This is a genomic window from Citrobacter pasteurii (genome assembly GCF_019047765.1).
Taxonomy (GTDB): domain Bacteria; phylum Pseudomonadota; class Gammaproteobacteria; order Enterobacterales; family Enterobacteriaceae; genus Citrobacter; species Citrobacter pasteurii.
Genome location: NZ_CP077262.1, coordinates 4,378,809 through 4,403,684 on the forward strand (window position 1 = coordinate 4,378,809; position 24,876 = coordinate 4,403,684).

The 24,876-nt window shown below is 53.3% G+C and carries 22 protein-coding genes; 8 read left to right on the forward strand and 14 right to left on the reverse strand.

The window, feature by feature from the left end; genetic code table 11:
* The first annotated feature begins 2 nt into the window (after nucleotides 1-2).
* Both apaG and apaH read left to right on the forward strand, forming a co-directional pair.
* On the forward strand, nucleotides 3-380 hold the full coding sequence (gene apaG / locus I6L54_RS21150; protein WP_003018867.1) for a Co2+/Mg2+ efflux facilitator ApaG/CorD: 378 nt from the start codon (nucleotides 3-5) through the stop codon (nucleotides 378-380).
* Nucleotides 381-390: 10 nt separating this feature from the next.
* Nucleotides 391-1,239, forward strand: coding sequence for a bis(5'-nucleosyl)-tetraphosphatase (symmetrical) ApaH (gene apaH, locus I6L54_RS21155; RefSeq protein WP_040230162.1), 849 nt, complete (start codon nucleotides 391-393; stop codon nucleotides 1,237-1,239).
* A gap of 96 nt (nucleotides 1,240-1,335) precedes the next feature.
* Here apaH and folA read toward each other — a convergent pair whose 3' ends face one another.
* The 9 genes from folA to I6L54_RS21200 form a co-directional block, all read right to left on the reverse strand.
* Nucleotides 1,336-1,815 carry a type 3 dihydrofolate reductase gene (gene folA / locus I6L54_RS21160; protein ID WP_003018873.1) on the reverse strand — a complete coding sequence of 160 codons (480 nt, stop codon included), beginning with the start codon at nucleotides 1,813-1,815 and terminating at the stop codon, nucleotides 1,336-1,338.
* Between the two features lie 198 nt (nucleotides 1,816-2,013).
* Entirely contained in the window at nucleotides 2,014-3,876 is a 1,863-nt protein-coding gene (gene kefC / locus I6L54_RS21165; protein ID WP_005124496.1) for a glutathione-regulated potassium-efflux system protein KefC, read from the reverse strand.
* A complete protein-coding gene (gene kefF / locus I6L54_RS21170) occupies nucleotides 3,869-4,399 on the reverse strand; it encodes a glutathione-regulated potassium-efflux system oxidoreductase KefF (RefSeq protein WP_040230164.1) in 531 nt (176 codons plus the stop codon). The genes kefC and kefF overlap by 8 nt, the downstream gene beginning before the upstream one ends.
* A gap of 103 nt (nucleotides 4,400-4,502) precedes the next feature.
* On the reverse strand, nucleotides 4,503-4,736 hold the full coding sequence (locus tag I6L54_RS21175) for a YgdI/YgdR family lipoprotein (RefSeq protein WP_040230165.1): 234 nt from the start codon (nucleotides 4,734-4,736) through the stop codon (nucleotides 4,503-4,505).
* A gap of 91 nt (nucleotides 4,737-4,827) precedes the next feature.
* Complete coding sequence (locus I6L54_RS21180; RefSeq protein WP_005124490.1) at nucleotides 4,828-6,171, reverse strand: MFS transporter; 1,344 nt, start codon at nucleotides 6,169-6,171, stop codon at nucleotides 4,828-4,830.
* 147 nt (nucleotides 6,172-6,318) lie between these two features.
* The gene (gene fixX, locus I6L54_RS21185; protein ID WP_000203736.1) at nucleotides 6,319-6,606 is read right to left on the reverse strand and encodes a ferredoxin-like protein FixX; all 288 of its coding nucleotides are present in this window, start codon (nucleotides 6,604-6,606) and stop codon (nucleotides 6,319-6,321) included.
* Complete coding sequence (locus I6L54_RS21190; RefSeq protein ID WP_040230167.1) at nucleotides 6,603-7,889, reverse strand: FAD-dependent oxidoreductase; 1,287 nt, start codon at nucleotides 7,887-7,889, stop codon at nucleotides 6,603-6,605. Before I6L54_RS21190 ends, fixX begins: the two co-directional genes overlap by 4 nt.
* Nucleotides 7,890-7,937: 48 nt before the next feature.
* Complete coding sequence (locus I6L54_RS21195) at nucleotides 7,938-8,879, reverse strand: electron transfer flavoprotein subunit alpha/FixB family protein (RefSeq protein ID WP_040230168.1); 942 nt, start codon at nucleotides 8,877-8,879, stop codon at nucleotides 7,938-7,940.
* Nucleotides 8,880-8,894: 15 nt separating this feature from the next.
* On the reverse strand, nucleotides 8,895-9,665 hold the full coding sequence (locus I6L54_RS21200) for an electron transfer flavoprotein FixA (RefSeq protein WP_040230169.1): 771 nt from the start codon (nucleotides 9,663-9,665) through the stop codon (nucleotides 8,895-8,897).
* A 480-nt stretch (nucleotides 9,666-10,145) separates the two neighbouring features.
* On the opposite strand from I6L54_RS21200, the gene caiT reads away from it, so the two are divergent.
* From caiT to caiE, 6 genes are all read left to right on the forward strand, one after another.
* The gene (gene caiT / locus I6L54_RS21205) at nucleotides 10,146-11,663 is read left to right on the forward strand and encodes an L-carnitine/gamma-butyrobetaine antiporter (protein ID WP_040230170.1); all 1,518 of its coding nucleotides are present in this window, start codon (nucleotides 10,146-10,148) and stop codon (nucleotides 11,661-11,663) included.
* 34 nt (nucleotides 11,664-11,697) lie between these two features.
* Nucleotides 11,698-12,840 carry a crotonobetainyl-CoA dehydrogenase gene (gene caiA, locus I6L54_RS21210; RefSeq protein ID WP_005124373.1) on the forward strand — a complete coding sequence of 381 codons (1,143 nt, stop codon included), beginning with the start codon at nucleotides 11,698-11,700 and terminating at the stop codon, nucleotides 12,838-12,840.
* 111 nt (nucleotides 12,841-12,951) lie between these two features.
* A complete protein-coding gene (gene caiB, locus I6L54_RS21215; protein ID WP_040230171.1) occupies nucleotides 12,952-14,169 on the forward strand; it encodes an L-carnitine CoA-transferase in 1,218 nt (405 codons plus the stop codon).
* Between the two features lie 62 nt (nucleotides 14,170-14,231).
* Nucleotides 14,232-15,785 (forward strand): crotonobetaine/carnitine-CoA ligase, encoded by a 1,554-nt coding sequence (gene caiC / locus I6L54_RS21220; RefSeq protein ID WP_040230172.1) that lies wholly within the window; start codon nucleotides 14,232-14,234, stop codon nucleotides 15,783-15,785.
* Nucleotides 15,786-15,839: 54 nt separating this feature from the next.
* The gene (gene caiD / locus I6L54_RS21225; protein WP_040230175.1) at nucleotides 15,840-16,625 is read left to right on the forward strand and encodes a crotonobetainyl-CoA hydratase; all 786 of its coding nucleotides are present in this window, start codon (nucleotides 15,840-15,842) and stop codon (nucleotides 16,623-16,625) included.
* A gap of 110 nt (nucleotides 16,626-16,735) precedes the next feature.
* Nucleotides 16,736-17,332, forward strand: coding sequence for a carnitine operon protein CaiE (caiE, locus tag I6L54_RS21230; RefSeq protein WP_040230176.1), 597 nt, complete (start codon nucleotides 16,736-16,738; stop codon nucleotides 17,330-17,332).
* 75 nt (nucleotides 17,333-17,407) lie between these two features.
* Here the strand turns inward: caiE and caiF are convergent, their stop codons facing one another.
* The 5 genes from caiF to rihC form a co-directional block, all read right to left on the reverse strand.
* A complete protein-coding gene (gene caiF, locus I6L54_RS21235) occupies nucleotides 17,408-17,803 on the reverse strand; it encodes a carnitine metabolism transcriptional regulator CaiF (protein ID WP_003018912.1) in 396 nt (131 codons plus the stop codon).
* A gap of 273 nt (nucleotides 17,804-18,076) precedes the next feature.
* Nucleotides 18,077-21,304 carry a carbamoyl-phosphate synthase large subunit gene (carB, locus tag I6L54_RS21240; protein WP_005124094.1) on the reverse strand — a complete coding sequence of 1,076 codons (3,228 nt, stop codon included), beginning with the start codon at nucleotides 21,302-21,304 and terminating at the stop codon, nucleotides 18,077-18,079.
* Nucleotides 21,305-21,321: 17 nt separating this feature from the next.
* Nucleotides 21,322-22,470: a glutamine-hydrolyzing carbamoyl-phosphate synthase small subunit gene (carA, locus tag I6L54_RS21245; protein WP_040230177.1), complete on the reverse strand. Its 1,149-nt coding sequence runs from the start codon at nucleotides 22,468-22,470 to the stop codon at nucleotides 21,322-21,324.
* A gap of 454 nt (nucleotides 22,471-22,924) precedes the next feature.
* Nucleotides 22,925-23,746, reverse strand: coding sequence for a 4-hydroxy-tetrahydrodipicolinate reductase (gene dapB, locus I6L54_RS21250; RefSeq protein ID WP_005124090.1), 822 nt, complete (start codon nucleotides 23,744-23,746; stop codon nucleotides 22,925-22,927).
* 173 nt (nucleotides 23,747-23,919) lie between these two features.
* Nucleotides 23,920-24,834: a ribonucleoside hydrolase RihC gene (gene rihC, locus I6L54_RS21255; protein WP_040230178.1), complete on the reverse strand. Its 915-nt coding sequence runs from the start codon at nucleotides 24,832-24,834 to the stop codon at nucleotides 23,920-23,922.
* Nucleotides 24,835-24,876: the final 42 nt, after the last annotated feature.

Consider the following 24,876-nt stretch of genomic DNA (forward strand, 5'->3'; position numbering starts at 1 on the left):
ACATGATCAATTCGCCCCGAGTGTGCATTCAGGTACAAAGCGTCTACATTGAGGCGCAATCCTCACCTGATGATGAACGTTACGTTTTTGCTTATACCGTGACTATCCGCAATTTGGGGCGAGCGCCAGTGCAGCTGTTGGGACGTTATTGGTTGATAACCAATGGTCATGGGCGCGAAACCGAAGTTCAGGGTGAAGGTGTGGTTGGCGTTCAGCCACACATCGAACCTGGCGAAGAGTACCAGTACACCAGCGGCGCCGTTATTGAAACGCCGCTGGGCACCATGCAGGGTCATTACGAAATGATCGATGAACAAGGGATCGCCTTTACCATCGACATTCCCGTGTTCCGACTCGCCGTTCCAACACTCATTCATTAAAACAATAGCTATGGCAACATACCTCATTGGCGACGTTCACGGTTGTTACGATGAACTGGTAGCCTTGCTGCACCAGGTAGACTTTAATCCCGCACAAGACACCTTATGGCTCACCGGCGATCTGGTCGCGCGTGGGCCGGGTTCGTTAGACGTTTTACGCTACGTTAAATCGCTGGGCGACAGCGTGCGCCTGGTATTGGGTAATCACGATTTACACCTGCTGGCCGTGTTTGCCGGCATCAGCCGTAATAAACCAAAAGACAGAGTCACATCGCTGCTCGAAGCGCCGGATGCTGACGAATTAATCAACTGGCTTCGTCGTCAGCCGTTGCTGCAGGTAGACGAAGAGAAAAAACTGGTCATGGCGCACGCTGGCATTACCCCTCAATGGGATTTGCAGACCGCGAAAGACTGTGCCCGCGATGTTGAAGCCGTGTTGTCGAGCGACTCGTATCCGTTTTTCCTCGATGCAATGTACGGTGACATGCCAAACAACTGGACCCCGGAGCTGACCGGGCTGGCGCGCCTGCGTTTTATTACCAACGCCTTTACACGCATGCGTTACTGCTTCCCCAACGGTCAACTGGATATGTACAGCAAAGAGTCACCAGAAGACGCGCCTGCCCCGCTGAAGCCATGGTTTGCCATTCCTGGACCTGTCAGTGAAGCGTACAGCATTGCATTCGGGCACTGGGCATCGCTGGAAGGCAAAGGCACACCAGAAGGTATTTACGCGCTGGATACGGGGTGTTGCTGGGGAGGCGATCTCACCTGTCTGCGCTGGGAAGACAAACAGTACTTTGTGCAGCCATCAAATCGCCATCTGAATCTGGATCCTGGCGAAGCGGTCAACGCCTGATAGATTTATGCCTGATGGCGCTACGCCTATCAGGCCTACATCTGGCACAAGAGTAGGCCGGATAAGGCGTTTCGCCGCCATCCGGCACTTACAGGATTAACGACGCTCCAGAATCTCGAAGCAGTAGCTGTGAGAGTTTTGCGCGTCGGCATCGTGGAATTCACTGAACACCGACTCCCAGTCATCCGGTTCGTAGTCCGGGAAATGGGTATCCCCTTCGACTTCAGCATCAATGTGCGTCAGATACAGCTTCTGCGCTTTTGGCAGGAACTGCTCATACACGCGCCCACCGCCAATCACCATAATCTCTGGTTCATCACCGCAGGCCGCAATGGCTTCATCAACAGACTTCACCCACTGCACACGATCGTCAGTGCCAGGCTTGCTGCTGATGACGATATTTTTACGCCCAGGTAACGGTCGCCCGATGGATTCCCAGGTGTGGCGTCCCATGACAACCGGCTTGTTTAAGGTATTACGTTTAAACCAGGCGAGATCGGCAGGGAGGTTCCACGGCATGGCGTTTTCCATACCGATGACGCGATCTACCGCTAACGCCGCAATCAGACTGATCATTGAATATTTCCCGGATACAAAAAAATTGTCGCCACTATACGGAAAGCGCAATCTTTCGTCGACTAGCCAAAGGAAGATGTGCAGGAAAATTTTCTGTTCTGCTGGTGAGTCCGCGACTTCTGAGTGGACTCCCAGCATTACAGTAGTTCAAAAACAGCCAATTAGCAGTAAAGTTTGCAGAACATCACATTTTTTACCCTATGCTGACGGTTTCACTTCCGGCTCATCGGCGACGTCGCCCGTATGTTTACCTTCATCCGTGCCTTGCCAGCCATGGCGTTGAATCAATGATAAGTGCTGACGATCTTCGGCAATAATTTCACTCAGCATTGCACTGGTGCGCTTATAAACCGCTGCACGGGAAATCGCGTCATCTTCGCCTTTCACCATCTCCTCAACCATCAATATATTAAAACGCCGGAAGACGTCGGCCCGCTCACGCGCCTCATAGCGCCCAAGCCCTAGACTTTCCAACGCCAGTCGCCCGGTTTTTAATGCGCCTTCAAAGGTTTCACGTTCCGGCATGTCCACCCCGGCCTGGCGCAGACGGATGTAGTGATCCACATCGCGCGCACGGGCAATAATTTGCAAATGCGGGAAGTGATCTTTCACCATCTCGGTCAGTTGCAGGCTGGTTTGCGGATCGTCGATGGCATTAATGATCACTTCCGCTTTGGCTGCTCCCGCAGACTCCAGCAGATCCATACGCGTCGCATCGCCATAGAAAACCTTCATACCAAATTTGCGCAACGTCTCAACATGATCCGGATCGTGATCAAGGACCACCATCTTGACGCCACTCGACAGCAGCAGACGACCGGTTATCTGGCCGAAGCGTCCAAATCCAGCGATGATTACCCGCGGTTGTTCTTCATCAATTTCATCCGCTTCACGTTCTTCACCGGTAGCTGATTTTTCCAGACGCGTCAGGACAACCAGTAAAATCGGTGTCGCCGCCATCGACAGCGCGACCGCCAGCGTCAGCGCTTTCGCCCAGTCAGGATCGAGCACATTTGCCATTTGCGCCGCGCCAAACACCACAAAGGCAAACTCACTGCCCTGCCCTAACAATACGGCAAACCAGCGACGCTGCTTGTTCGGCACCTGCAACGGTTTCGCTATCAACCACAGCATGACGGTTTTAATCACCAGGAAACCGACCAGCAAAATGATAATGCGCAAGGGATTATCAATCAGTGTACCAAAGTCGATAGACATCCCCACGCCAATGAAAAACAGTCCCAGCAGCAGCCCTTTAAACGGCTCAATATCACTTTCCAGCGCGTGGCGATACTCTGAGCTCGCCAGCAGCACGCCGGCCAGAAACGCCCCCATCGCCATCGACAGGCCAACCTCTTCCAACAGCAGACCAAAACCGAAAACGAGGAACAGCGCAACGGCGCTGAACACTTCCCGCAGACCCGAACGCGCAACAAAACGCAAGGCAGGACGGGTGACATAACGCCCTAACAGCACCACCAGCACCAGCGCGCCCGCTACCTTAAGAGCAGACAATGCAAATGCCCCCAGCGTGGTCGATGCACCGCTCGCTGCAAGTAAGGGGATCATTGCCACCAGAGGAATGGCTGCGATATCCTGGAACAGCAGTACGGCAAATGCGCTACGCCCCAGTTGCGACACCATCAGGTTGCGTTCATTCATCGCCTGCATCGCGATGGCCGTCGAGGAAAGCGCCAGCGTCATGCCAATCAGCTCCGCCACCTGCCAGCGCAGGCCGAGGAACATACAGAACAAACCAATCAAACCGCCGCAAACTACCATCTGTAGCGCGCCGCCGCCGAACACCGAAGCCCGCAGTTTCCACAAACGTTGCGGATCCAGCTCCAGGCCGATGACAAACAGCATCAGCACCACGCCGATCTCCGCAAAATGCAGAATTGATTCGGCATCCGTCACCAGTCTTAAGCCCCACGGACCAATGATGCACCCGGCGATGAGATACCCCAGTACCGACCCTAGCCCCAGCCGCACGGCGATGGGGACAATCAGCGCCGCCGATCCGAGATAAATCAGCGCCTGTATCAGCGTATGGCTATCCATGGTGTTCCTCCTGCCATTCCATCAGACGTTGTTTATAGTGGCGCGCCTGCGCCTGCAGCGTTTCGTCATCACAGATAAACGTACAGTGCATCGCAAACGGCGGCAGCCATTTGAGACCGCAATATAATGCCGTGGCCTGCAAAGGTTGGGAAAGCACGTCAAAACCAGGATGGGAGCCGATATCAAAGTGGTTTTCGCCGCCGCCGGTGGTTACTGCCCACATCAGGTGTTTGCCATGCAGCGCGGTACCGCCGTGACCATACGCCCAGCCGTGGGAGAGGACCTTATCCATCCACAATTTGAGTAACGGAGGAGTGCTGTACCATTGCATGGGATGTTGCCAGATAATCAGACTCGCACGTGACAGCGCGTCCTGTTCTGCGGCGATATCGATATTGAAATCGGGATAGAGTTCATAGAGCGAACGAACCTCCACCCCCTCCAGCGTCCTTGCCTGTTCAAGCATCCGCTTATTCGCATGCGAATGCTGCGGATAGGGATGCGCATAAATGATGAGAATCATGATTAGCCTGTGTCACTGCATTATTGTAATAACAGTGAGTTTAGTCACTTAATCCACAGGCTAACAGCCAATATTATTGAGTAGATAAATGGAAAAATCTGAGTTAGTTGTCCAGCTCGCTCATATCCTTAACCTGATCGCGGTTAATCTGTTCCGTCTTACCCGTTTGCGCGTTTTTATACGAGACCAGGCCCGTATCTTCATCCACTTGTGGTTTCCCATCGGTGACGATGGTTTTACCATCGGTGGTTTTGACCGCCTGGTTTGAGGAGCAACCGGCTACCGTAAACAGTGCTGCGGCGGTAAAAATGGATGTGATCAGGATATGTTTTTGCATGGTGTTCTCCCTGCTTTTCAGTCATTTTCAGTGATATACCCGGTTAACTGTAGTCTAACTGACTGAGTTGCAGGGAAAATACAGAACACTCCTAATAGCCTGCCCTGACCACCGGCTTACTACGAATCGTCATTTGGCTGGTTTGCGCCAACGTCAGACCTCGCGTTTCCGGGGCGAAAGCGATGGAAACGAGCAGGCCAACCAGCGAAATTCCCGCGCCCATCAGCATGACATTGCTGATACCGTATTTGGTGATGAATACCGGCAGCGCCCAGGTTGAAACAATGGTGCCGATACGGCTTAACGACATAATCACCCCGACGGCAGAGGCACGAATATCGGTGGGGAACAGTTCGTTAGGGTATAGCCACTGCAGATTTCCGGGGCCCCCTGAGAAAAACGCGTACACGGCAAACGCCAACACCACCAGCCATGCACCCATATCAGGGATTAGCCCCAGCACGGCCAGCGCCAGCGTCATCATAATAAAGCTGCCAATCAACAGCGGTCGACGGCCCGCGCTATTGAGCCAGAACATGGGAGGAATACACCCCAGCATAAAGCACAGGCTGATTACCACATTGCCCAATGCGGCGCTTTTTCCAACACCAAGGCCCAGCAAGCCAACAATCTGCGGACCAAAGGTGTAAATGGCAAACATCGGAATCACCTGGCAGGTCCAGATGGCGGCAACAAACAGGACAAACGGGAAGTGTCGGCGATTAAACAACTGGAGAAAGCGCGTTTCCTGCGGCGCTTCTTCGTCGAACACCACCGGTTCGCCAAACAGTTTGATCATCATCTCCTCGCACTCTTTCACCCGACCTTTTCGCAACAGCCAGCGTGGCGATTCAGGAAGATCGAAACGCCCAATCAGGATCAAAATGCAGGGGATCACCGCGCTGCCGAGCATCCAACGCCACCCGCCCTCAACATCATACAACCAGTAGCCGACCAAATCGGCACAGGTGGCACCGACATACCACATCGCGGCGATAAAACCGATGGAGAAAGCGCGCTGACGGGTATTGGAGAACTCGGTAATCATCGAGGTCGCGATCGGGTAATCAGCGCCGATCACCACCCCGATTAGCACCCGCATCACTAACAACTCAACGGGCGAGGAGACAAACATGGTTGCCGCCGATATCACGCCAATGGCGATAATATCGATGATAAACATTTTGCGGCGTCCGACCTTATCGGAAATGTAGCCAAACAGCGACGTCCCGACAAACAGACCGGCGAGCGTACCGGCCCCCAGCAGACCAATCCACTCGGCATCCAGTTTCAACGCTGGCGTGAGCTGTTCCAGCGCCACGCCAATCATCACCAGCACATACCCATCCAGGAATGGCCCACCGCTGCCCCACAGCATTATCCGGCGGTGAATAGAGGTAAATTTGATGTCATCAAAGTTCCTGGGCTGCTGCATAGCGACTTCCTGTTTCAACACGGACAAAGCGTCATCTGTAGGCCGGATAAGGCATTTACGCCGCCATCCGGCATTGGCGCCACATGATTGCCGGATGACGACGCTACCGCATCTTATCCGGCCTACGGGTGCACAACCTGGTACTTATTAGCCGTAGCGGAACTCCACGCCAAACGTCCCACGCGGGTATTCCCATTTCTCCAGCGCCGTATCGAGTCCAAGAATTCGACACGTCCCACACTCCAGGCACCCGGCGTAATCAAAACGTACGCTGCCGTCGTCCTGCTTTTTATACAGTCCAGCCGGGCAGGCCTTAATCAGCACCTCCAGCGCCTGTTTATCAGGATCGGTTTTGAGAATGATGTGCGGGCTGTCTTCATCGACATTGAACTTATTGACGCCCAGTTTGACGTCCACATTGACGGGAGATGTCATAATACGGTCACTCCTTTCAGGCCATCTTTCATCAGGTTGATGAAGCCCACTTTCTTCGCATGGCGCAGGATTTTTTTGCGCATTGGCACCGGGGCGGAACCATCCACGGTGAACAGGTCGCGCGCGATACTGACCGCCATTTCGGGATAGGCGGTAAACATGCGCGGGTTATCAAGAAAAGCAGGCAGCTTCTGGTACATACGCATATCGCGCATCGGGCCATCGTCCAGATGCTGACGGTATTCACCCAGCGACTGCTTGCTAAAGTCGTCGCGCTTCATGGCTGAAAGCACCGTTTTCGCCGCCGCTTCGCCTGCGGAAATGGCGAGATCCATACCGCGAATGGTAAAGCCGAGGTTCATACACATTCCGGCTGCATCACCGGCAACCAGTACGCCATCACCCACCAGTTCTGGCTGCATGTTGATACCGGCTTCCGGCACGACATGCGCGGCATATTCCACCAGCTTGCCACCGGCGATCAGCGGGGCAACCGCCGGATGCTGTTTGAAATCTTCCAGCATTTGCGGGACCGATTTTTTCGCGTCTTTCAGATGATGAAGGCCGCAGACCAGCCCCAGAGAAAGGGTTGTGTCGTTCGTATAGAGAAAGCCACCGCCCATCAATCCATCGGTTGGCGACCCGGCAAACAGACAGGCTGCGCCTTCGTTCCCCTGTAACTGGAAACGATCTTCAATCACTGATTTTGGCAATTCGATCAGCTCTTTTACACCGACGGCAACATGTGATGCCTCGACGCGCTTTGCCATGCCCAGCTTTTCCGCCAACAGAGAATTTACGCCATCAGCAAGGATCACGACTTTGGCTTCCAGAATATCGCCATCGGCTTCCACGCCTACGACTTTACCCTCGCGCTGCACAACGTTATCCACGCGAATACCGGTGATGAGCTGAGCTCCCGCCTCTTCGGCCTGTTCCATCAGCCAGGCGTCAAATTTGCTGCGTAAGACGGAATAAGAAACCTGCGACGATGCGGCGTCTTCGCCATTGCAATAGTCGATGGTCATCGCCCCTTTGTCGGTCATAAAGGCGAGTTTTTCGTGGGTAATCACGCGTTCAATCGGGGCTTGCTCTGCAAAACCTGGGATAATGCGCTCCAGGCTATGCGCATACATGCGCCCACCGGTGACATTCTTCGCGCCAGCAGAATTGCCGCGCTCGATAACCAGCACCTGTGCGCCTTCCCGAGCCAGCACCAGCGCCGCAACCGAACCAGCCAGACCTGCACCCACGATGATGGCATCAAAGATATCTTCGGACATATGTACTCCTGTCAGCGGCAGGACACCTTCGCATCCTGCCCGAATGGTTTAACGCGCTAAGGCAGCCGTCAGCGCAGGCAGGATCTTCAGCGCATCGCCAACGATGCCGTAATCCGCATACTGGAAAATCGGCGCATTTTTATCTTTGTTAATGGCGAAAATCGTCTGTGCGCCGTTGGCGCCGACCATATGTTGGATCTGCCCGGAGATCCCCACCGCCAGATACAGTTCAGGCTTGAGCATCAGGTTGGAGATACCGACGTAGCGTTCGTGCTCCATCCACTTCTCGTTTTCCGCCACCGGACGGGAACAGGCCAGCTCAGCGCCAATCGTCTGGCACAGCGCTTCGGCCAGCGAGATATTTTCTTTGCTGCCGATACCGCGTCCCACGCTGACCACCAGACGGGCTTTATCGAGATCAACGCTGTTGTTCTGACGCGCCTGAGTTGCCGTACGCGTTACGGCAATGGCCGGAGCCTGCCACTGGACGGTGTGCGCCTCACCGCTGCGAGCGGTATCCGGTTGCTGCGCGTCAAACGTTCCGCTGCTGAGCGTTACCACGGCAAACGGCGAAGCGATGGTTTCTGCCCCTATCGCCAGGCCGCCGTAAACCATATGTTTGACCGCAGCTTTACCGTCCTGCACGGCGACTGCGCTGGCGTCGTTTGAAACGGCTGCCGACAAGCGAAAACCCAGTTTTGCCGCTAACAGCTTGCCACGACGCGTATTCGGCAGCAGCACTGCGCCGCCCTCGCTGTGTTGACGAATGGTCTGAGCCATCACATCGGCGTACTCTTCAACCATACGGTCTTCTGGTTTGCCGCTGAGCAACCAGACATGATCTGCACCCAAATGACATGCCGTTGCGCTGTCCGCATCGCTGAGCACAAACGTGTTAACTTTTTCACCTAAAGCCTGCGCACCTTTCATCAGTTCCGGCAGACGAGAAGGGGTATCGCTGAATACCCAGACACTGGAAAACTTGTTCATAACATCCCCTGATAATTAAATGATTTTGCGAAGATTCTCGACAAACGCGGCAATCTGTTCTTCACCGTCACCTTCAATCACAACGCGCTGACGCTCGCGCTGTTTCGGCGCAGCAACCTGCTGTGCGGAATACGCCTGCACGCTGTTCAGCCCAATGTCTGCAGGCGACCAAACCTGAACCGGTTTTTTCGCCGCGCCAAGAATGGCTTTCATGGAAGGGATTTGAGGGGTGTTGATGTCAGTTGAGACCGCAATCACCGCTGGCAGCGGTATGCTCAGTGTTTCGACTTCATCTTCCAGTTCACGCTCTACCGTCAGCGTGCTATCGGTAAGAGAGAGGATTTTACTCACGCCATTAATCGTGGGAACGTTCAGCGCTTCGCCCACCAGCAGACCAACCTGCTGAGCATAAAGATCGGAAGAACCGTCGCCGCAAATAAGCAGATCAAAACCTGATTTTTGCGCGGCGGCAGCCAGCGCAGTGGCAGTTTGTTGCGGCAGCGCCTGTTCAAATTGATCGTCAATGACAACAATCAGTTCATCAGGGCCACGGGAAAGCACATCTTTGCGCCCTTTTGCATTGGTCAGCGCTTTGCCGCCGACGCTCATGGCCACAACCTGGGCCTCGCCTGCCTGTTGTTTTAACTGACAAGCCGCTTCGATCGCATTCAGGTCGTACTGGCTGATTTTGCCATCCGCTTTGCTGAAATCGAGCGAACCATCAGCATTATTAATCGCAATATCCTGTTCATCAGGTACGCATTTGTAGCAAGTAATTATCTTCATTGCATCTCCAGAAATCATGAAGGAAACGTATTTATATCGGCGGTGTTAAATACAGATATCACGCTCTTTAATTCGGAAATAAAACCTTAATCACCAATATTGAAAATGTCACACATTGAAATTCGTAACTTTCAATAGTGTTACGTACCTCACCAATATTGAAAGAATTACGTCAAATATGAAAATTTTCAATATTGTCTGCGGGTTCAACAATATTGAACGCCAGTCACTTAAAAAAGTTAAAAAACCACAAACAACACATTGATAAATAACAAAAAATACAGAATATCCAAGCGAATTAACCAGCGTAGAAAAGTGTGACACAGGTAACAGAATCGCCCGAAATGAATACTCATTATGAGTTACTCACTGAGGCGTTCCCAGAGGTTAAAAGTTATCAACAAATCATTAATAACAAATAAACAAAAGATCATGCACGGGCTCGCTAAATAAATTTCGTTTTCACACTGGAATTCACTCATGAAAAATGAAAAGAGAAAGTCGGGAATTGAACCGAAGGTTTTTTTTCCGCCATTAATAATAGTTGGAATACTTTGCTGGCTAACAGTAAGAGATCTTGATGCCGCTAACGTCGTTATTAATGCGGTATTCAGTTATGTCACCAATGTCTGGGGCTGGGCATTTGAATGGTATATGGTCGTCATGCTTTTTGGCTGGTTCTGGCTGGTTTTTGGCCCATATGCCAAAAAGAAATTAGGCGACGAAAAACCGGAGTTTAGTACCGCCAGCTGGATCTTTATGATGTTCGCTTCCTGTACATCCGCCGCAGTGCTGTTCTGGGGTTCCATCGAGATCTACTACTATATCTCTACTCCCCCCTTTGCTCTCGCCCCTAACTCTACAGGTGCGAAAGAAATAGGCCTGGCGTACAGCCTGTTCCACTGGGGGCCGTTGCCGTGGGCAACCTACAGCTTCCTTTCCGTGGCCTTCGCCTACTTCTTCTTTGTGCGCAAGATGGACGTCATCCGCCCCAGTTCCACGCTGGTACCGTTAGTGGGCGAAAAGCATGCGAAAGGGCTGTTCGGCACCATCGTTGATAACTTCTACCTGGTGGCGCTGATTTTTGCAATGGGTACCAGCCTCGGTCTGGCGACGCCGCTGGTAACCGAGTGTATGCAATGGCTGTTCGGTATTCCGCATACGCTGCAATTAGATGCCATCATCATTACCTGCTGGATCATTCTGAACGCCATTTGCGTGGCTTGTGGCCTGCAAAAAGGGGTCAGGATCGCCAGCGACGTGCGTAGCTACCTGAGCTTCCTGATGCTGGGCTGGGTGTTTATCGTCAGCGGCGCCAGCTTCATCATGAACTACTTCACCGACTCGGTCGGCATGCTGCTGATGTATCTGCCGCGTATGCTGTTCTATACCGATGCCATCGGCAAAGGCGGCTTCCCGCAGGGCTGGACTGTTTTCTACTGGGCATGGTGGGTCATTTACGCCATCCAGATGAGCATCTTCCTGGCGCGTATTTCTCGTGGTCGTACCGTACGTGAACTGTGCTTCGGGATGGTGCTGGGCCTGACCGCCTCCACCTGGATCCTGTGGACAGTCCTTGGCAGCAATACCCTGCTGCTGATGGATAAAAACATTCTCAACATCCCACAGCTGATTGAACAGCACGGTGTGGCGCGCGCCATTATCGAAACCTGGGCCGCCTTGCCATTCAGCACCGCCACCATGTGGGGCTTCTTCATCCTTTGCTTTATTGCCACCGTCACGCTGATTAACGCCTGCTCTTACACCCTGGCGATGTCCACCTGTCGCGAAGTCCGTGATGGTGAAGAACCTCCGTTGTTGGTGCGTATCGGTTGGTCCGTTCTGGTCGGCGTCATCGGCATCGTTCTGCTGGCGCTGGGCGGGCTGAAGCCCATCCAGACGGCGATTATCGCCGGAGGATGCCCGTTGTTCTTCGTCAACATCATGGTGACGCTGTCCTTTATTAAAGACGCCAAAGTGCACTGGAAAGACAAGTAATTCTCATTAACTCAATTGATCAAGAGGCTGAAAGATGGATTTCAACTTAAATGACGAGCAGGAGCTGTTTGTCGCCGGTATTCGTGAACTGATGGCCAGTGAGAACTGGGAAGCTTATTTTGCCGAGTGCGATCGCGACAGCGTCTACCCTGAGCGTTTTGTGAAAGCGCTGGCGGATATGGGCATCGATAGCCTGTTGATTCCGGAAGAACACGGTGGACTGGAAGCGGGATTTGTCACCGTGGCCGCCGTCTGGATGGAACTCGGCCGCCTCGGCGCGCCAACCTATGTGCTGTACCAGTTACCGGGGGGTTTTAACACCTTCCTGCGTGAAGGGACTCAGGAACAAATCGATAAAATCATGGCGTTCCAGGGAACCGGTAAGCAGATGTGGAACTCTGCAATCACCGAGCCGGGAGCGGGATCGGATGTTGGCAGCCTGAAAACCACTTATACACGTAAAAATGGTAAGGTTTATCTTAATGGCAGTAAGTGCTTTATCACCAGTAGCGCCTATACCCCGTACATCGTGGTGATGGCGAGAGATGGCGCATCGCCGGATAAACCTGTTTACACCGAGTGGTTCGTTGACATGAGCAAAGCGGGTATCAAGGTCAACAAACTGGAGAAACTCGGTCTGCGCATGGATAGCTGCTGTGAAATCACCTTTGACGACGTTGAGCTGGACGAGAAAGACATGTTCGGTCGGGAAGGTAATGGTTTCAACCGCGTGAAAGAAGAGTTTGACCATGAACGCTTCCTCGTTGCACTGACCAACTACGGTACGGCAATGTGCGCGTTTGAAGACGCCGCGCGCTACGCCAATCAGCGCGTGCAGTTTGGCGAAGCTATCGGCCGTTTCCAGCTGATTCAGGAGAAGTTTGCGCATATGGCGATCAAACTGAACTCCATGAAAAACATGCTACTGGAAGCTGCATGGAAAGCGGATAACGGCACCATTACCTCGGGCGATGCGGCCATGTGCAAATACTTCTGCGCCAACGCGGCATTTGAAGTGGTAGATACCGCCATGCAGGTGCTGGGTGGCGTGGGAATCGCGGGTAACCATCGCATCACGCGCTTCTGGCGTGACCTGCGCGTTGACCGCGTTTCCGGTGGTTCTGACGAAATGCAGATCCTGACGTTGGGTCGTGCGGTACTCAAGCAATACCGTTAATCGACCCCTTGTAGGCCTGATAAGACGCTCGCGTCGCCATCAGGCAATTATGCCGGATGGCGCTGTGCTTATCCGGCCTACATACCGCAAAAAAATGCCAGGAGCAAAATTATGGATCACTTACCAATGCCAACCTTTGGCCCACTTGCCGGGGTACGCGTTGTCTTTTCAGGGATCGAGATTGCCGGTCCGTTCGCCGGGCAGATGTTCGCTGAATGGGGTGCTGAGGTTATCTGGATTGAAAACGTGGCGTGGGCCGATACCATCCGCGTACAGCCTAACTATCCGCAGCTCTCACGTCGTAACCTGCACGCCCTGTCGCTCAATATTTTCAAAGATGAAGGTCGGGAAGCGTTTCTGAAGCTCATGGAAACCACCGATATCTTCATTGAAGCCAGTAAAGGCCCGGCCTTTGCCCGTCGCGGTATTACCGATGAAGTGCTGTGGCAACATAACCCAAAACTGGTTATCGCCCACCTTTCCGGCTTCGGCCAGTTTGGTACCGAGGAGTACACCAATCTTCCGGCGTATAACACTATCGCACAAGCGTTCAGCGGCTATCTGATCCAAAACGGCGACGTTGATCAGCCAATGCCTGCCTTCCCGTACACCGCCGACTACTTCTCAGGGATGACCGCAACGACAGCGGCGCTGGCTGCCCTGCACAAAGTACGCGAAACGGGCAAAGGTGAAAGCATTGATATCGCCATGTACGAAGTCATGCTGCGCATGGGTCAGTACTTCATGATGGATTACTTTAACGGCGGCGAAATTTGCCCACGTATGACCAAAGGCAAAGACCCGTATTACGCTGGCTGCGGCCTGTATAAATGCGCCGATGGTTATATCGTCATGGAGCTGGTCGGCATCACACAAATCAACGAGTGCTTCAACGATATTGGCCTCGCCCACATTCTTGGCACACCGGAAGTCCCGGAAGGTACCCAGCTTATCCATCGCGTGGAATGCCCTTACGGCCCGCTCGTGGAAGAGAAACTGGACGCATGGCTGGCAACGCACACCATCGCCGAAGTCCAGGCGCGCTTTGCTGAGCTGAATATCGCCTGCGCGAAGGTGCTGACCATTCCGGAACTGGAAGGCAACCCGCAGTACGTTGCCCGTGAATCGATTACTCAGTGGCAAACGATGGACGGTCGCACCTGCAAAGGACCGAATATCATGCCGAAATTTAAAAACAACCCAGGGAAAATCTGGCGTGGCATGCCGTCACACGGCATGGATACCGCCGCCATTCTGAAAAACATTGGATATAGCGAAGCAGACATAAATGAGCTGGTCGGCAAAGGCCTGGCCAGAGTTGAGGAATAAACGCGACGCGCTGACCCGCGAATGGGTTAGCGCTCACGCCTGATTTCAGTGGATAAAGCAATATGGATATCGTTGGCGGACAAAACTTACGTCTGATGTGGGACGACCTGGCCGGGGTGTACGGAGATAAAACGGCGTTAATTTTCGAATCCTGCGAAGGAAACGTTCGGCAGTTTAGCTATGCCTCGCTCAATGAAGAGATTAACCGCACGGCGAACCTTTTCCATTGCTTAGGGATCCGCAAAGGCGACAAGGTCGCGTTGCATCTGGATAACTGTCCGGAATTCATCTTTTGCTGGTTTGGGCTGGCAAAAATTGGCGCCATCATGGTACCAATTAATGCCCGTTTGCTGGGTGAAGAAAGCGCCTGGATCCTGCAAAACAGCCAGGTAAGCCTGCTGGTCACCAGCGCCCAGTTTTATCCTATGTACCGCCAGATACGGCTGGAAAATACCACACCGCTTAATCATATCTGTCTGATTGGCGAACAGCTTCCGGTTGACGACGGCGTGAGCCACTTTACCCAACTGCAATCCCGCCAGTCCGCCACGCTGTGCTACACGCCCGCATTATCCACGGACGATACGGCGGAAATTCTGTTTACCTCTGGCACCACCTCACGGCCTAAAGGGGTGGTGATTACCCACTACAACCTGCGATTTGCCGGCTACTACACTTCCTGGCAAATCGCCCTGCGCGATGACGACGTCTACATGACGGTGATGCCCGCTTTTCATATCGACTGTCAGTGTACGGCAGCCATGGCGGCATTCTCCGCAGGCAGCACCTTTGTGCTGTTGGAAAAATACAGCGCCAGGGCGTTTTGGGATCAGGTACGTAGATACCAGGCGACGGTCACCGAATGCATTCCGATGATGATCCGAACGCTGATGGTTCAACCCCCAGCACCAACGGACAGACAGCATCACCTGCGCGAAGTGATGTTCTATCTCAATTTATCCGAGCAGGAAAAAGACGCCTTTACCGAACGTTTTGGCGTCAGGCTGCTGACCTCCTATGGTATGACCGAAACCATCGTCGGCATTATTGGCGATCGCCCTGGAGACAAACGGCGCTGGCCCTCTATTGGTCGCGTGGGTTTTAGCTATGAAGCCGAAATCCGTGACGATCACAACCGTCCCCTGCCCGCCGGAGAAATTGGCGAAATCTGCATTAAAGGCGTGCCGGGCAAAACCATCTTCAAAGAGTACTATGCCCAGCCGGAGGCTACCGCCAAAGCACTGGAACCTGAGGGTTGGTTACATACCGGAGATTCGGGTTACCAGGATGCGGACGGTTTTTTTTATTTCGTCGACAGGCGCTGCAACATGATTAAACGCGGCGGGGAAAATGTCTCCTGCGTCGAGCTGGAAAATATTATTTCTGCGCATCCGAAAATTCAGGACATTGTGGTTGTCGGTATTAAAGATTCGATCCGTGATGAAGCCATTAAAGCTTTTATCGTCCTTAATGAAGGTGAAACATTAAGCGAAGCTGAGTTCTTCAGTTTCTGCGAAAACAATATGGCGAAATTCAAGGTTCCCTCGTTTATGGAGATAAGAACCGATCTGCCGCGCAATTGTTCAGGAAAAATAATCAAAAAAAATCTGAAATAACCCTTCCGGCTGGAATTCCTCCTGTCGGGAAATCTATTTATCTGGAGATGAACTATGAGTGAATCATTACATCTGACCCGTAATGGCCCGATCCTGGAAATTACCCTCGACCGACCTAAAGCCAATGCCATTGACGCAAAAACCAGTTTTGCCATGGGGGAAGCATTTCTTCATTTTCGTGATGACCCGGAATTACGCGTCGCGATTATCACCGGCGGCGGTGAGAAATTCTTTTCTGCGGGCTGGGACTTAAAAGCGGCGGCCGAAGGTGAAGCGCCGGATGCCGACTTTGGCCCAGGCGGTTTCGCCGGTTTAACCGAAATTTTCGACCTCGATAAGCCGGTTATCGCCGCGGTCAACGGCTATGCGTTTGGGGGCGGTTTTGAGCTGGCGCTGGCAGCGGATTTTATCGTCTGTGCGGAAAATGCCAGCTTCGCGTTACCAGAAGCCAAACTGGGGATCGTGCCTGACAGCGGCGGCGTACTGCGTCTGCCTAAACTGCTGCCACCGGCTATCGTCAACGAAATGGTGATGACCGGCAGACGAATGAGTGCCGAAGAAGCGCTACGTTGGGGTATCGTCAACCGCGTTGTCAGCCAGAGCGAACTGATGGATAGCGCGCGCGAACTGGCGCAGCAGCTGGTGAATAGCGCCCCGCTGGCGATCGCCGCGCTGAAAGAGATTTATCGTGCAACCAGCGAAATGCCGGTGGAAGAAGGCTACCGTTACATCCGCAGCGGTGTGCTGAAGCACTATCCGTCAGTGCTGCACTCCGAAGATGCGCTCGAAGGACCGCTGGCATTTGCAGAAAAACGCGATCCGGTGTGGAAAGGTCGTTAATGTGACTATGCCGGATGGCGCTTCACTTATCCGGCCTACAACACATGCACAACCGTAGGCCGGATAAGGTGTTTACGCCGCCATCCGGCAAAAAAAATCGAGGAGCAACTATGAGCTATTACGCCTTTGAAGGCCTGATTCCGGTAGTGCATCCAGAGGCGTATGTTCATCCCAGCGCCGTGTTGATTGGTGATGTGATCGTGGGGGCTGGCGTCTACGTCGGCCCACATGCCTCACTGCGCGGTGACTATGGTCGCCTGATTCTGGAGGCAGGTTCTAACGTGCAGGATGGCTGCATCATGCACGGTTATTGCGACACTGACACTATCGTGCATGAGAATGGGCACATCGGCCATGGCGCAATCCTGCACGGTTGCGTGGTGGGCACGGACGCGCTGATCGGAATGAACAGCGTGATTATGGACGGCGCGGTGATTGGCGAAGAGAGCATTGTCGCCGCCATGAGCTTTGTCAAAGCCGGGTTTCAGGGGGAGGCAAGGCAACTGCTGGTCGGTTCACCTGCTCGCGTACTGCGCGAAGTCACGGACCAGGAGTTGCACTGGAAACGGCTGAACACCAAAGAGTATCAGGATCTTGCGATCCGCTGTCGGGCAGGTTTACGCGAAACACAGCCATTAACGCGGGTCGAAAAAAACCGGCCGCGCCTGAAAGGCACGACGGACGTAAAACCCAAATCAGCACAGTAATTGATGCCGGATGCGCTCACGCTTATCCGGCCTACGCGTCAACCACCGTTTATGCCGCCATCAGGCAACTGACAATTAGCGACGCATACTCTTGGAGAGCATCATCTGCCATTTCTGCTCACGGTTGAGCTCTGTTGGGGGAACGGCAGACAGTCGCGGTGTTTTCGCCACACTCACCTTTTTTTCCTGCAAATTGTGGCTCAATCGGTTGTAGAGGTGAGAATCAATACTGATGACTTTTACCAGACGCTGGCACTGGCAGCCCCGGCCTGCTATCTGGTTAGGGATCATCTTAACTTCACAAACAATTTCTCCCACTTCCGACAGAATATAAGAGAGCGTATTAATTGCTTTGCAGTGTTCAATATCAAAATGGCGGGAAATCTCCTTTGCGGTGATCCAACGATCTTCAGCCATCATCCAGTCAGCAATTAACAAATAGAGCGGTCTTTCAACATATTTTTCACACATAAGCACACCATTTCACAAATTAAAAATCTGGCTACGGCCTGTCCAAATTAATAAAAACTAAGCCATATTAAAATTGTGGATATAAAAGATAGTATGCGACTTGAATGTTGATTAGTGTGAGCAATATCGTGCTTATTACATTGAAAATGTGGTTATGAAACTGCATTTGGCCAGGAATGACCTTACGAGAGATAAAAAAAGGGTTTCTTTACAGAAACCCTTTCAAGATTATATTGCAGGTCCGGTTAACGCAATTATCACCGGACTCTTTGTTTATGACTTTTTGATCTGCGCGTGCATTTCCTGCACCGAGGTCACCTTCTCAGTGGCATCGGCATTCAGCGCCATCGCCGTCGCGAAACCGCCGTTCAGGGTAGTGTCATAATGCACTTTATACTGCAGTGCGCTGCGGCGAATCAGCTTAGAGTCTTCAATCGCCTGACGACCTTCGGTGGTGTTGATGATGTAAGTGTACTCGCCATTCTTGATACGGTCCTGAATATGCGGACGCCCTTCATGCACCTTGTTCACCAGACGTGGATTGATACCCGCTTCGCCCAACACAATCGCCGTGCCGTGCGTTGCATCCAGCTCGAAACCAAACTTCAGCAGCTTCGCCGCCAGGTCAACCACGCGCTCTTTATCGCCTTCGCGAACGGAGAGCAATGCACGACCCTGTTTTTTCATGGTGGAGCTGCTACCCAGCTGTGCCTTGGCGAACGCTTCCGCGAAGGTACGCCCCACGCCCATCACTTCCCCGGTAGAGCGCATTTCTGGCCCTAACAGCGGGTCAACGCCCGGGAACTTGTTGAACGGCAGCACCACTTCTTTCACCGAGTAGTACGGCGGGATAACTTCTTTGGTGACGCCCTGCTGTGCCAGCGTTTTTCCGACCATTACGCGCGCCGCGACTTTCGCCAACGGTACACCCGTCGCTTTGGAGACGAATGGCACGGTACGTGCCGCACGCGGGTTCACTTCAATCAGGTAAACTTCGTTATTCTTCACCGCGAACTGGACGTTCATCAGACCGCGAACCTGTAGTTCAAAGGCCAGTTTCTGTACCTGCTGGCGCATGACATCCTGAATTTCCTGGCTCAGCGTGTAGGCAGGCAGAGAACACGCGGAGTCACCTGAGTGTACGCCCGCCTGCTCGATATGCTCCATGATGCCGCCAATCAGCACCATTTCGCCGTCGCAGATAGCATCCACGTCCACTTCAACCGCATCATCAAGGAAACGGTCCAGCAGCACCGGCGCATCGTTAGAAACGCTGACCGCAGTCTGGAAGTAGCGACGCAGGTCGGCTTCGTCATAGACGATTTCCATCGCGCGACCACCGAGAACGTAGGACGGACGTACCACCAGTGGGTAACCAATCTCTTTTGCCTTCTCAACAGCCTGTTCAATGGCCGTGACGGTGGCGTTCGCCGGTTGTTTCAGCTTCAGACGGTCAACCGCGTGCTGGAAGCGCTCACGGTCTTCCGCACGGTCGATGGCATCCGGGCTGGTACCGATTACCGGCACGCCTGCTGCTTCCAGCGCGCGCGCCAGCTTCAGCGGGGTCTGGCCGCCGTACTGCACGATAACGCCTTTCGGCTTCTCGATGCGCACGATTTCCAGCACGTCTTCCAGCGTTACCGGCTCGAAGTACAGACGGTCGGAGGTGTCGTAGTCGGTAGAAACGGTTTCCGGGTTACAGTTGACCATGATGGTTTCATAACCGTCTTCGCGCAGCGCCAGCGAGGCGTGTACGCAGCAGTAGTCAAACTCTATACCCTGGCCGATACGGTTTGGACCGCCGCCCAGCACCATGATTTTATCGCGGTCGACGGACGGATTCGCTTCACACTCCTCTTCATAAGTGGAGTACATGTAAGCGGTGTCGGTGGCAAATTCTGCCGCGCAGGTATCCACGCGCTTGTAGACCGGGTGCAGGTTGTACTGGTCACGCAGCTTGCGGATTTCCGCTTCGCGAACGCCGGCCAGTTTCGCCAGACGCGCATCGGCGAAACCTTTACGCTTCAGCATGCGCAGGAAGTCAGCGTCGAGGCCGTTGATGCCAAGGTCGGCTACTTTTTCTTCCAGGCGCACCAGCTCTTCAATTTGCACCAGGAACCAGCGGTCGATGTTGGTCAGGTTGAACACGCCGTCAACGGACAGACCCGCGCGGAAGGCATCGGCGATATACCAGATACGCTCAGCGCCCGCATCTTTCAGCTCCCGGCGAATTTTGGTCAGCGCTTCAGGGTCGTCCAGGCTTACTTTCGGGTCAAAGCCAGTCGCGCCGACTTCCAGACCGCGCAGCGCTTTCTGCAGCGATTCCTGCTGGGTGCGGCCAATCGCCATCACTTCACCAACAGATTTCATCTGCGTGGTCAGACGGTCGTTAGCACCGGCGAACTTCTCGAAGTTGAAGCGTGGAATTTTGGTCACAACGTAGTCGATGGACGGCTCAAACGAAGCCGGAGTGCGGCCACCGGTGATATCGTTCATCAGCTCGTCGAGGGTATAACCAACTGCCAGCTTGGCGGCAACTTTAGCAATCGGGAAACCGGTGGCTTTAGAGGCCAGCGCAGAGGAGCGGGAGACACGCGGGTTCATCTCGATAACAATCAGGCGACCGTTTTTCGGGTTTACCGCAAACTGGACGTTAGAACCGCCGGTTTCCACGCCGATTTCACGCAGTACCGCCATCGAGGCGTTACGCATGATTTGATATTCTTTGTCGGTCAGCGTCTGGGCAGGTGCTACGGTGATGGAGTCGCCGGTATGGATGCCCATCGCGTCGAAGTTTTCGATGGAGCAGACGATGATGCAGTTGTCGTTTTTATCACGCACCACTTCCATCTCGTACTCTTTCCAGCCAATCAGCGATTCATCAATCAGCAGTTCGTTGGTTGGGGAAAGATCCAGACCGCGTTCGCAGATTTCTTCGAACTCTTCACGGTTGTAAGCGATACCGCCGCCGGTGCCGCCCATGGTGAAGCTAGGGCGGATAATGCACGGGAAGCCAACGTCAGCGGCAACCGCCAGCGCTTCTTCCATGGTGTGAGCGATGCCTGAACGCGCGGTGTCGAGACCAATCTTCTTCATCGCGATGTCGAAGCGACGACGGTCTTCCGCTTTATCAATGGCATCCGCCGTCGCGCCAATCATGGTCACGCCGAACTCAGCCAGTACGCCCTGGCGTTCCAGCTCCAGCGCACAGTTCAGCGCCGTCTGGCCGCCCATGGTTGGCAGCACCGCATCCGGGCGCTCTTTCTCAATGATTTTGCGTACCACTTCCCAGTGAATCGGCTCGATGTAAGTCGCATCGGCCATTTCCGGGTCGGTCATGATGGTGGCCGGGTTGGAGTTCACCAGAATGACACGGTAACCCTCTTCACGCAGGGCTTTACACGCCTGTGCGCCGGAATAGTCAAACTCACACGCCTGGCCGATAACAATCGGACCCGCGCCCAGAATCAGGATACTTTTTATGTCTGTACGTTTTGGCATGGCTCTTTTACTCCTGATTATTTCGCGGACTGACGGTATTGCTCAATTAACTCGATAAAGTGGTCGAACAGCGGTGCAGCGTCGTGCGGACCCGGACTCGCTTCAGGGTGACCCTGGAAGCTGAACGCTGGCTTATCGGTGCGATGAATCCCTTGCAGGGTGCCGTCGAACAGCGACTTGTGGGTCACGCGCAGATTGGCCGGCATGGAGGCTTCATCTACCGCAAAACCGTGGTTCTGCGCGGTAATCATCACCGTGTTGTTGTCGATATCTTTTACCGGATGGTTACCGCCGTGATGGCCAAACTTCATCTTAATGGTCTTCGCACCGCTCGCCAGCGCCAGCAGTTGATGGCCAAGGCAGATACCAAATATCGGAATATCGGTTTCGAGGAATTTCTGAATCGCGGTAATCGCGTAGTCGCACGGCGCCGGGTCGCCAGGGCCGTTGGACAGGAAGATACCGTCCGGATTCATCTTCAGAACGTCTTCTGCTGCGGTTTTCGCTGGAACCACCGTCAGGCGGCAGCCGCGGTCCGCTAACATACGCAGAATGTTACGTTTAGCGCCGAAATCGTAGGCCACAACGTGGAACGGCAGTTCATCGGCAGATTTTGCTTCCGGCAGGTCACCGGCCAACGTCCAGCTACCTTGCGTCCAGCTATACGGCTCCGCGGTGGTGACTTCTTTCGCCAGGTCCATACCGTTGAGTCCTGGGAACGCTTTCGCTTTTTCCAGCGCCAGCGCGGCATCCGGGTTATCGCCCGCGATGATGCAGCCGTTTTGTGCGCCCTTTTCACGCAGCAAACGCGTCAGCTTACGGGTATCAATATCGGCAATCGCCACAATGTTATGGCGCTTGAGGTAAGAAGAGAGGTCTTCGGTATCGCGGAAGTTGCTGGCAATCAGCGGCAGGTCACGGATGACCAGGCCTTGCGCATGTACCTGAGAAGATTCTGCATCGGCTTCATTGGTGCCGACATTACCGATATGAGGATAAGTAAGAGTGACGATTTGGCGGGAATAGGAAGGATCAGTGAGGATTTCTTGATAACCGGTCATTGAAGTATTGAAAACGACTTCCCCAACCGCCGAACCTGTTGCCCCTATGGCCCGACCGTGAAACTGGGTTCCGTCTTCCAGAACCAATAGCGCTGACTTAATCAAAACACCCTCCAGAGAATATTCACTCACTTTATTTGCATATTAATTCATTAACACATCATGAATCAATGCAAATTTGCTTACCTATGGATTTCTGGCAAACGGCGGCATTCTAGAGATAGCCCACGTAAAAGTCTACCCAAAAGGACAATTTTTATTATTATTTTGCGCCACTGACGAATTAACCCGCCCCCAGGCATCAAAAAGATCAACTAACTTAGAGTGGAAAACGCTTGCGGAGCAGGAAGAGTATTAAATCTCATGAGAAAGAGATAAAAAGTAGACCAAATGGTCAAAATTCACATTTCACCAACACAAAATGATATGAAATCATATAAAAATAGAAAACCCAATACAAAATCGACTTGAAATTGATAAAATAAAGGGCAATAAAATATTGCCCTATGTAATCAAATAATTACGACTACAATAACCACATCACGAAGGGTAGTAAACATTATAAATTGCGTAAATCAAGCACATCTCGCATATCAAAAAGGCCATTTGACTTAGATTTAAGCCAAACCGCCGATCTTACTGCACCGTTAGCGAATGTCATACGGCTGGAGGCTTTGTGGGTAATCTCAATTCGCTCACCAATATCAGCAAACATCGCGGTATGTTCCCCAACAATATCTCCCGCACGCACCGTAGCAAAACCGATCGTGCCCGGTACGCGCTCGCCGGTGTAACCCTCACGGGAATAGACCGCGCAGTCTTTCAGATCTTTATCCAGCGCCCCGGCGATCGCTTCGCCCATCGCCAGCGCAGTGCCTGACGGCGCATCCACTTTATGGCGGTGGTGCGCTTCAATAATTTCAATGTCGGTATAGTCACCCATCACTTTCGCGGCTTTCTCCAGCAGCTTAAGCATGACGTTGACGCCCACGCTAAAGTTCGCGGCGAAGACGATGCCAATATCCTGTGCGGCATCGTGAATAGCCTGTTTACCCGCGTCATCAAAGCCGGTAGTACCAATCACCATGCCTTTGCCGTGCTGGCGGCAAAACGCCAGATGCGCCAGCGTGCCTTCCGGGCGGGTAAAATCGATGAAAACATCGAAATCATCTTTCACCGCTTCAAGGCTACTTTGTACCGTAACGCCCGTTTTCCCGGCTCCGGCTAACTCTCCGGCATCGCTGCCCAGTAAGGAAGAGCCTTCGCGCTCCAGCGCCGCGCCAAGCTGTACGCCTTCCATACCCAGCGTGGCCTGAATCAACTGACGCCCCATGCGTCCTCCGGCTCCCGCGATGGCAACGCGGATTTGTGCATCATGCATAGCTATTCTCTTTTGTTAATTTTACGTAAATCGTTTTCAGATTAACCAGCGTATCACTGCGCCGCCAGCCGAAAACATCGATAATTAGAATTTAATGATAAACAGGGAAAGATATCAGTAAAAGGCATGACGCCACGGAATAAGCAGCGTCATATTGTTATATAGCGTGGAAATCAGGGGGCCAGCGCCAGAACGTGCGCCACCCACTGCTGGAAACCCTCGACATCCAGCCCCAGTGCCACCTGGACATTAGCAGGTTGCCCCAGCCGCCCTTCGATATCTACTACCGTTGTGCCAGAGGTATATTCCCCCTGCGTTTCAACGGCGACAAAACAGGGCTTGAGCGTAAAGAGATCCGGGCGCACCAGCCAGGCAATAGCGCACAGGTCGTGCATGCGCAGCCCCGTATTCATACTGCCGCTACGGTAATGGCTAAACAGCGCGTGCAGCATTTTTCCCGTCTGGTTAAGCTGAGGCAACGTCGCCAGGTAGTCCGGGGCGAGCATAGCCTGGTTGGTCACGTCCAGGCCGCACATTACGATCTCCAGCCCACTCTGGAAGACTTTCGCTGCCGCTTCCGGGTCGATAGCAATATTAAACTCGGCGTTTGGCGTGAAGTTCCCGCGCCCGGCAGAACCGCCCATAATTACCAGGCGCTTAATGTTAAATACGCATTCAGGATAATGGGTCAGCAGCAACGCAATATTTGTCAGCGGGCCAATTGCCACCAGCGTCACGGGCTGTGAGGCATGCATCAGCGCATCGCGAATGGCCTGGAATGCGGGTTTTGCCATCGCCTGGCGGTCGTGCTCGACAAAATCATATCCTTCCATACCGGACTCACCGTGTACGGAAGCAGCATCGCGCAGCGGCCGCACCAACGGCATTGATGCCCCCTGCGCCAGCGGGATATCCACATTCCAGAAGTGCAGCAGTTGCAACGCATTACGGGTGGTTTTTTCCACCGACACATTGCCTGCGACAGTGGTCATCAGTTGCAGATCCAGCTCAGGGGCAAACAGCGCGGCGGCAATAGCGGCAGCATCATCAATGCCGGGATCGGTATCAAGAATGATCGGTAAGCGCATGGTTTCTCCATAAAAAAATGCCAGACGTTAGGTCTGGCATCT

Excerpts from the sequence above, each read along its gene's own strand:
- apaG (WP_003018867.1), top strand. The coding sequence starts at position 3 with ATGATCAATTCGCCCCGAGTGTGCATTCAGGTACAAAGCGTCTACATT.
- apaH (WP_040230162.1), top strand. The coding sequence starts at position 391 with ATGGCAACATACCTCATTGGCGACGTTCACGGTTGTTACGATGAACTG.
- folA (WP_003018873.1), bottom strand. The coding sequence starts at position 1,815 with ATGATCAGTCTGATTGCGGCGTTAGCGGTAGATCGCGTCATCGGTATG.
- kefC (WP_005124496.1), bottom strand. The coding sequence starts at position 3,876 with ATGGATAGCCATACGCTGATACAGGCGCTGATTTATCTCGGATCGGCG.
- kefF (WP_040230164.1), bottom strand. The coding sequence starts at position 4,399 with ATGATTCTCATCATTTATGCGCATCCCTATCCGCAGCATTCGCATGCG.
- I6L54_RS21175 (WP_040230165.1), bottom strand. The coding sequence starts at position 4,736 with ATGCAAAAACATATCCTGATCACATCCATTTTTACCGCCGCAGCACTG.
- I6L54_RS21180 (WP_005124490.1), bottom strand. The coding sequence starts at position 6,171 with ATGCAGCAGCCCAGGAACTTTGATGACATCAAATTTACCTCTATTCAC.
- fixX (WP_000203736.1), bottom strand. The coding sequence starts at position 6,606 with ATGACATCTCCCGTCAATGTGGACGTCAAACTGGGCGTCAATAAGTTC.
- I6L54_RS21190 (WP_040230167.1), bottom strand. The coding sequence starts at position 7,889 with ATGTCCGAAGATATCTTTGATGCCATCATCGTGGGTGCAGGTCTGGCT.
- I6L54_RS21195 (WP_040230168.1), bottom strand. The coding sequence starts at position 8,879 with ATGAACAAGTTTTCCAGTGTCTGGGTATTCAGCGATACCCCTTCTCGT.
- I6L54_RS21200 (WP_040230169.1), bottom strand. The coding sequence starts at position 9,665 with ATGAAGATAATTACTTGCTACAAATGCGTACCTGATGAACAGGATATT.
- caiT (WP_040230170.1), top strand. The coding sequence starts at position 10,146 with ATGAAAAATGAAAAGAGAAAGTCGGGAATTGAACCGAAGGTTTTTTTT.
- caiA (WP_005124373.1), top strand. The coding sequence starts at position 11,698 with ATGGATTTCAACTTAAATGACGAGCAGGAGCTGTTTGTCGCCGGTATT.
- caiB (WP_040230171.1), top strand. The coding sequence starts at position 12,952 with ATGGATCACTTACCAATGCCAACCTTTGGCCCACTTGCCGGGGTACGC.
- caiC (WP_040230172.1), top strand. The coding sequence starts at position 14,232 with ATGGATATCGTTGGCGGACAAAACTTACGTCTGATGTGGGACGACCTG.
- caiD (WP_040230175.1), top strand. The coding sequence starts at position 15,840 with ATGAGTGAATCATTACATCTGACCCGTAATGGCCCGATCCTGGAAATT.
- caiE (WP_040230176.1), top strand. The coding sequence starts at position 16,736 with ATGAGCTATTACGCCTTTGAAGGCCTGATTCCGGTAGTGCATCCAGAG.
- caiF (WP_003018912.1), bottom strand. The coding sequence starts at position 17,803 with ATGTGTGAAAAATATGTTGAAAGACCGCTCTATTTGTTAATTGCTGAC.
- carB (WP_005124094.1), bottom strand. The coding sequence starts at position 21,304 with ATGCCAAAACGTACAGACATAAAAAGTATCCTGATTCTGGGCGCGGGT.
- dapB (WP_005124090.1), bottom strand. The coding sequence starts at position 23,746 with ATGCATGATGCACAAATCCGCGTTGCCATCGCGGGAGCCGGAGGACGC.
- rihC (WP_040230178.1), bottom strand. The coding sequence starts at position 24,834 with ATGCGCTTACCGATCATTCTTGATACCGATCCCGGCATTGATGATGCT.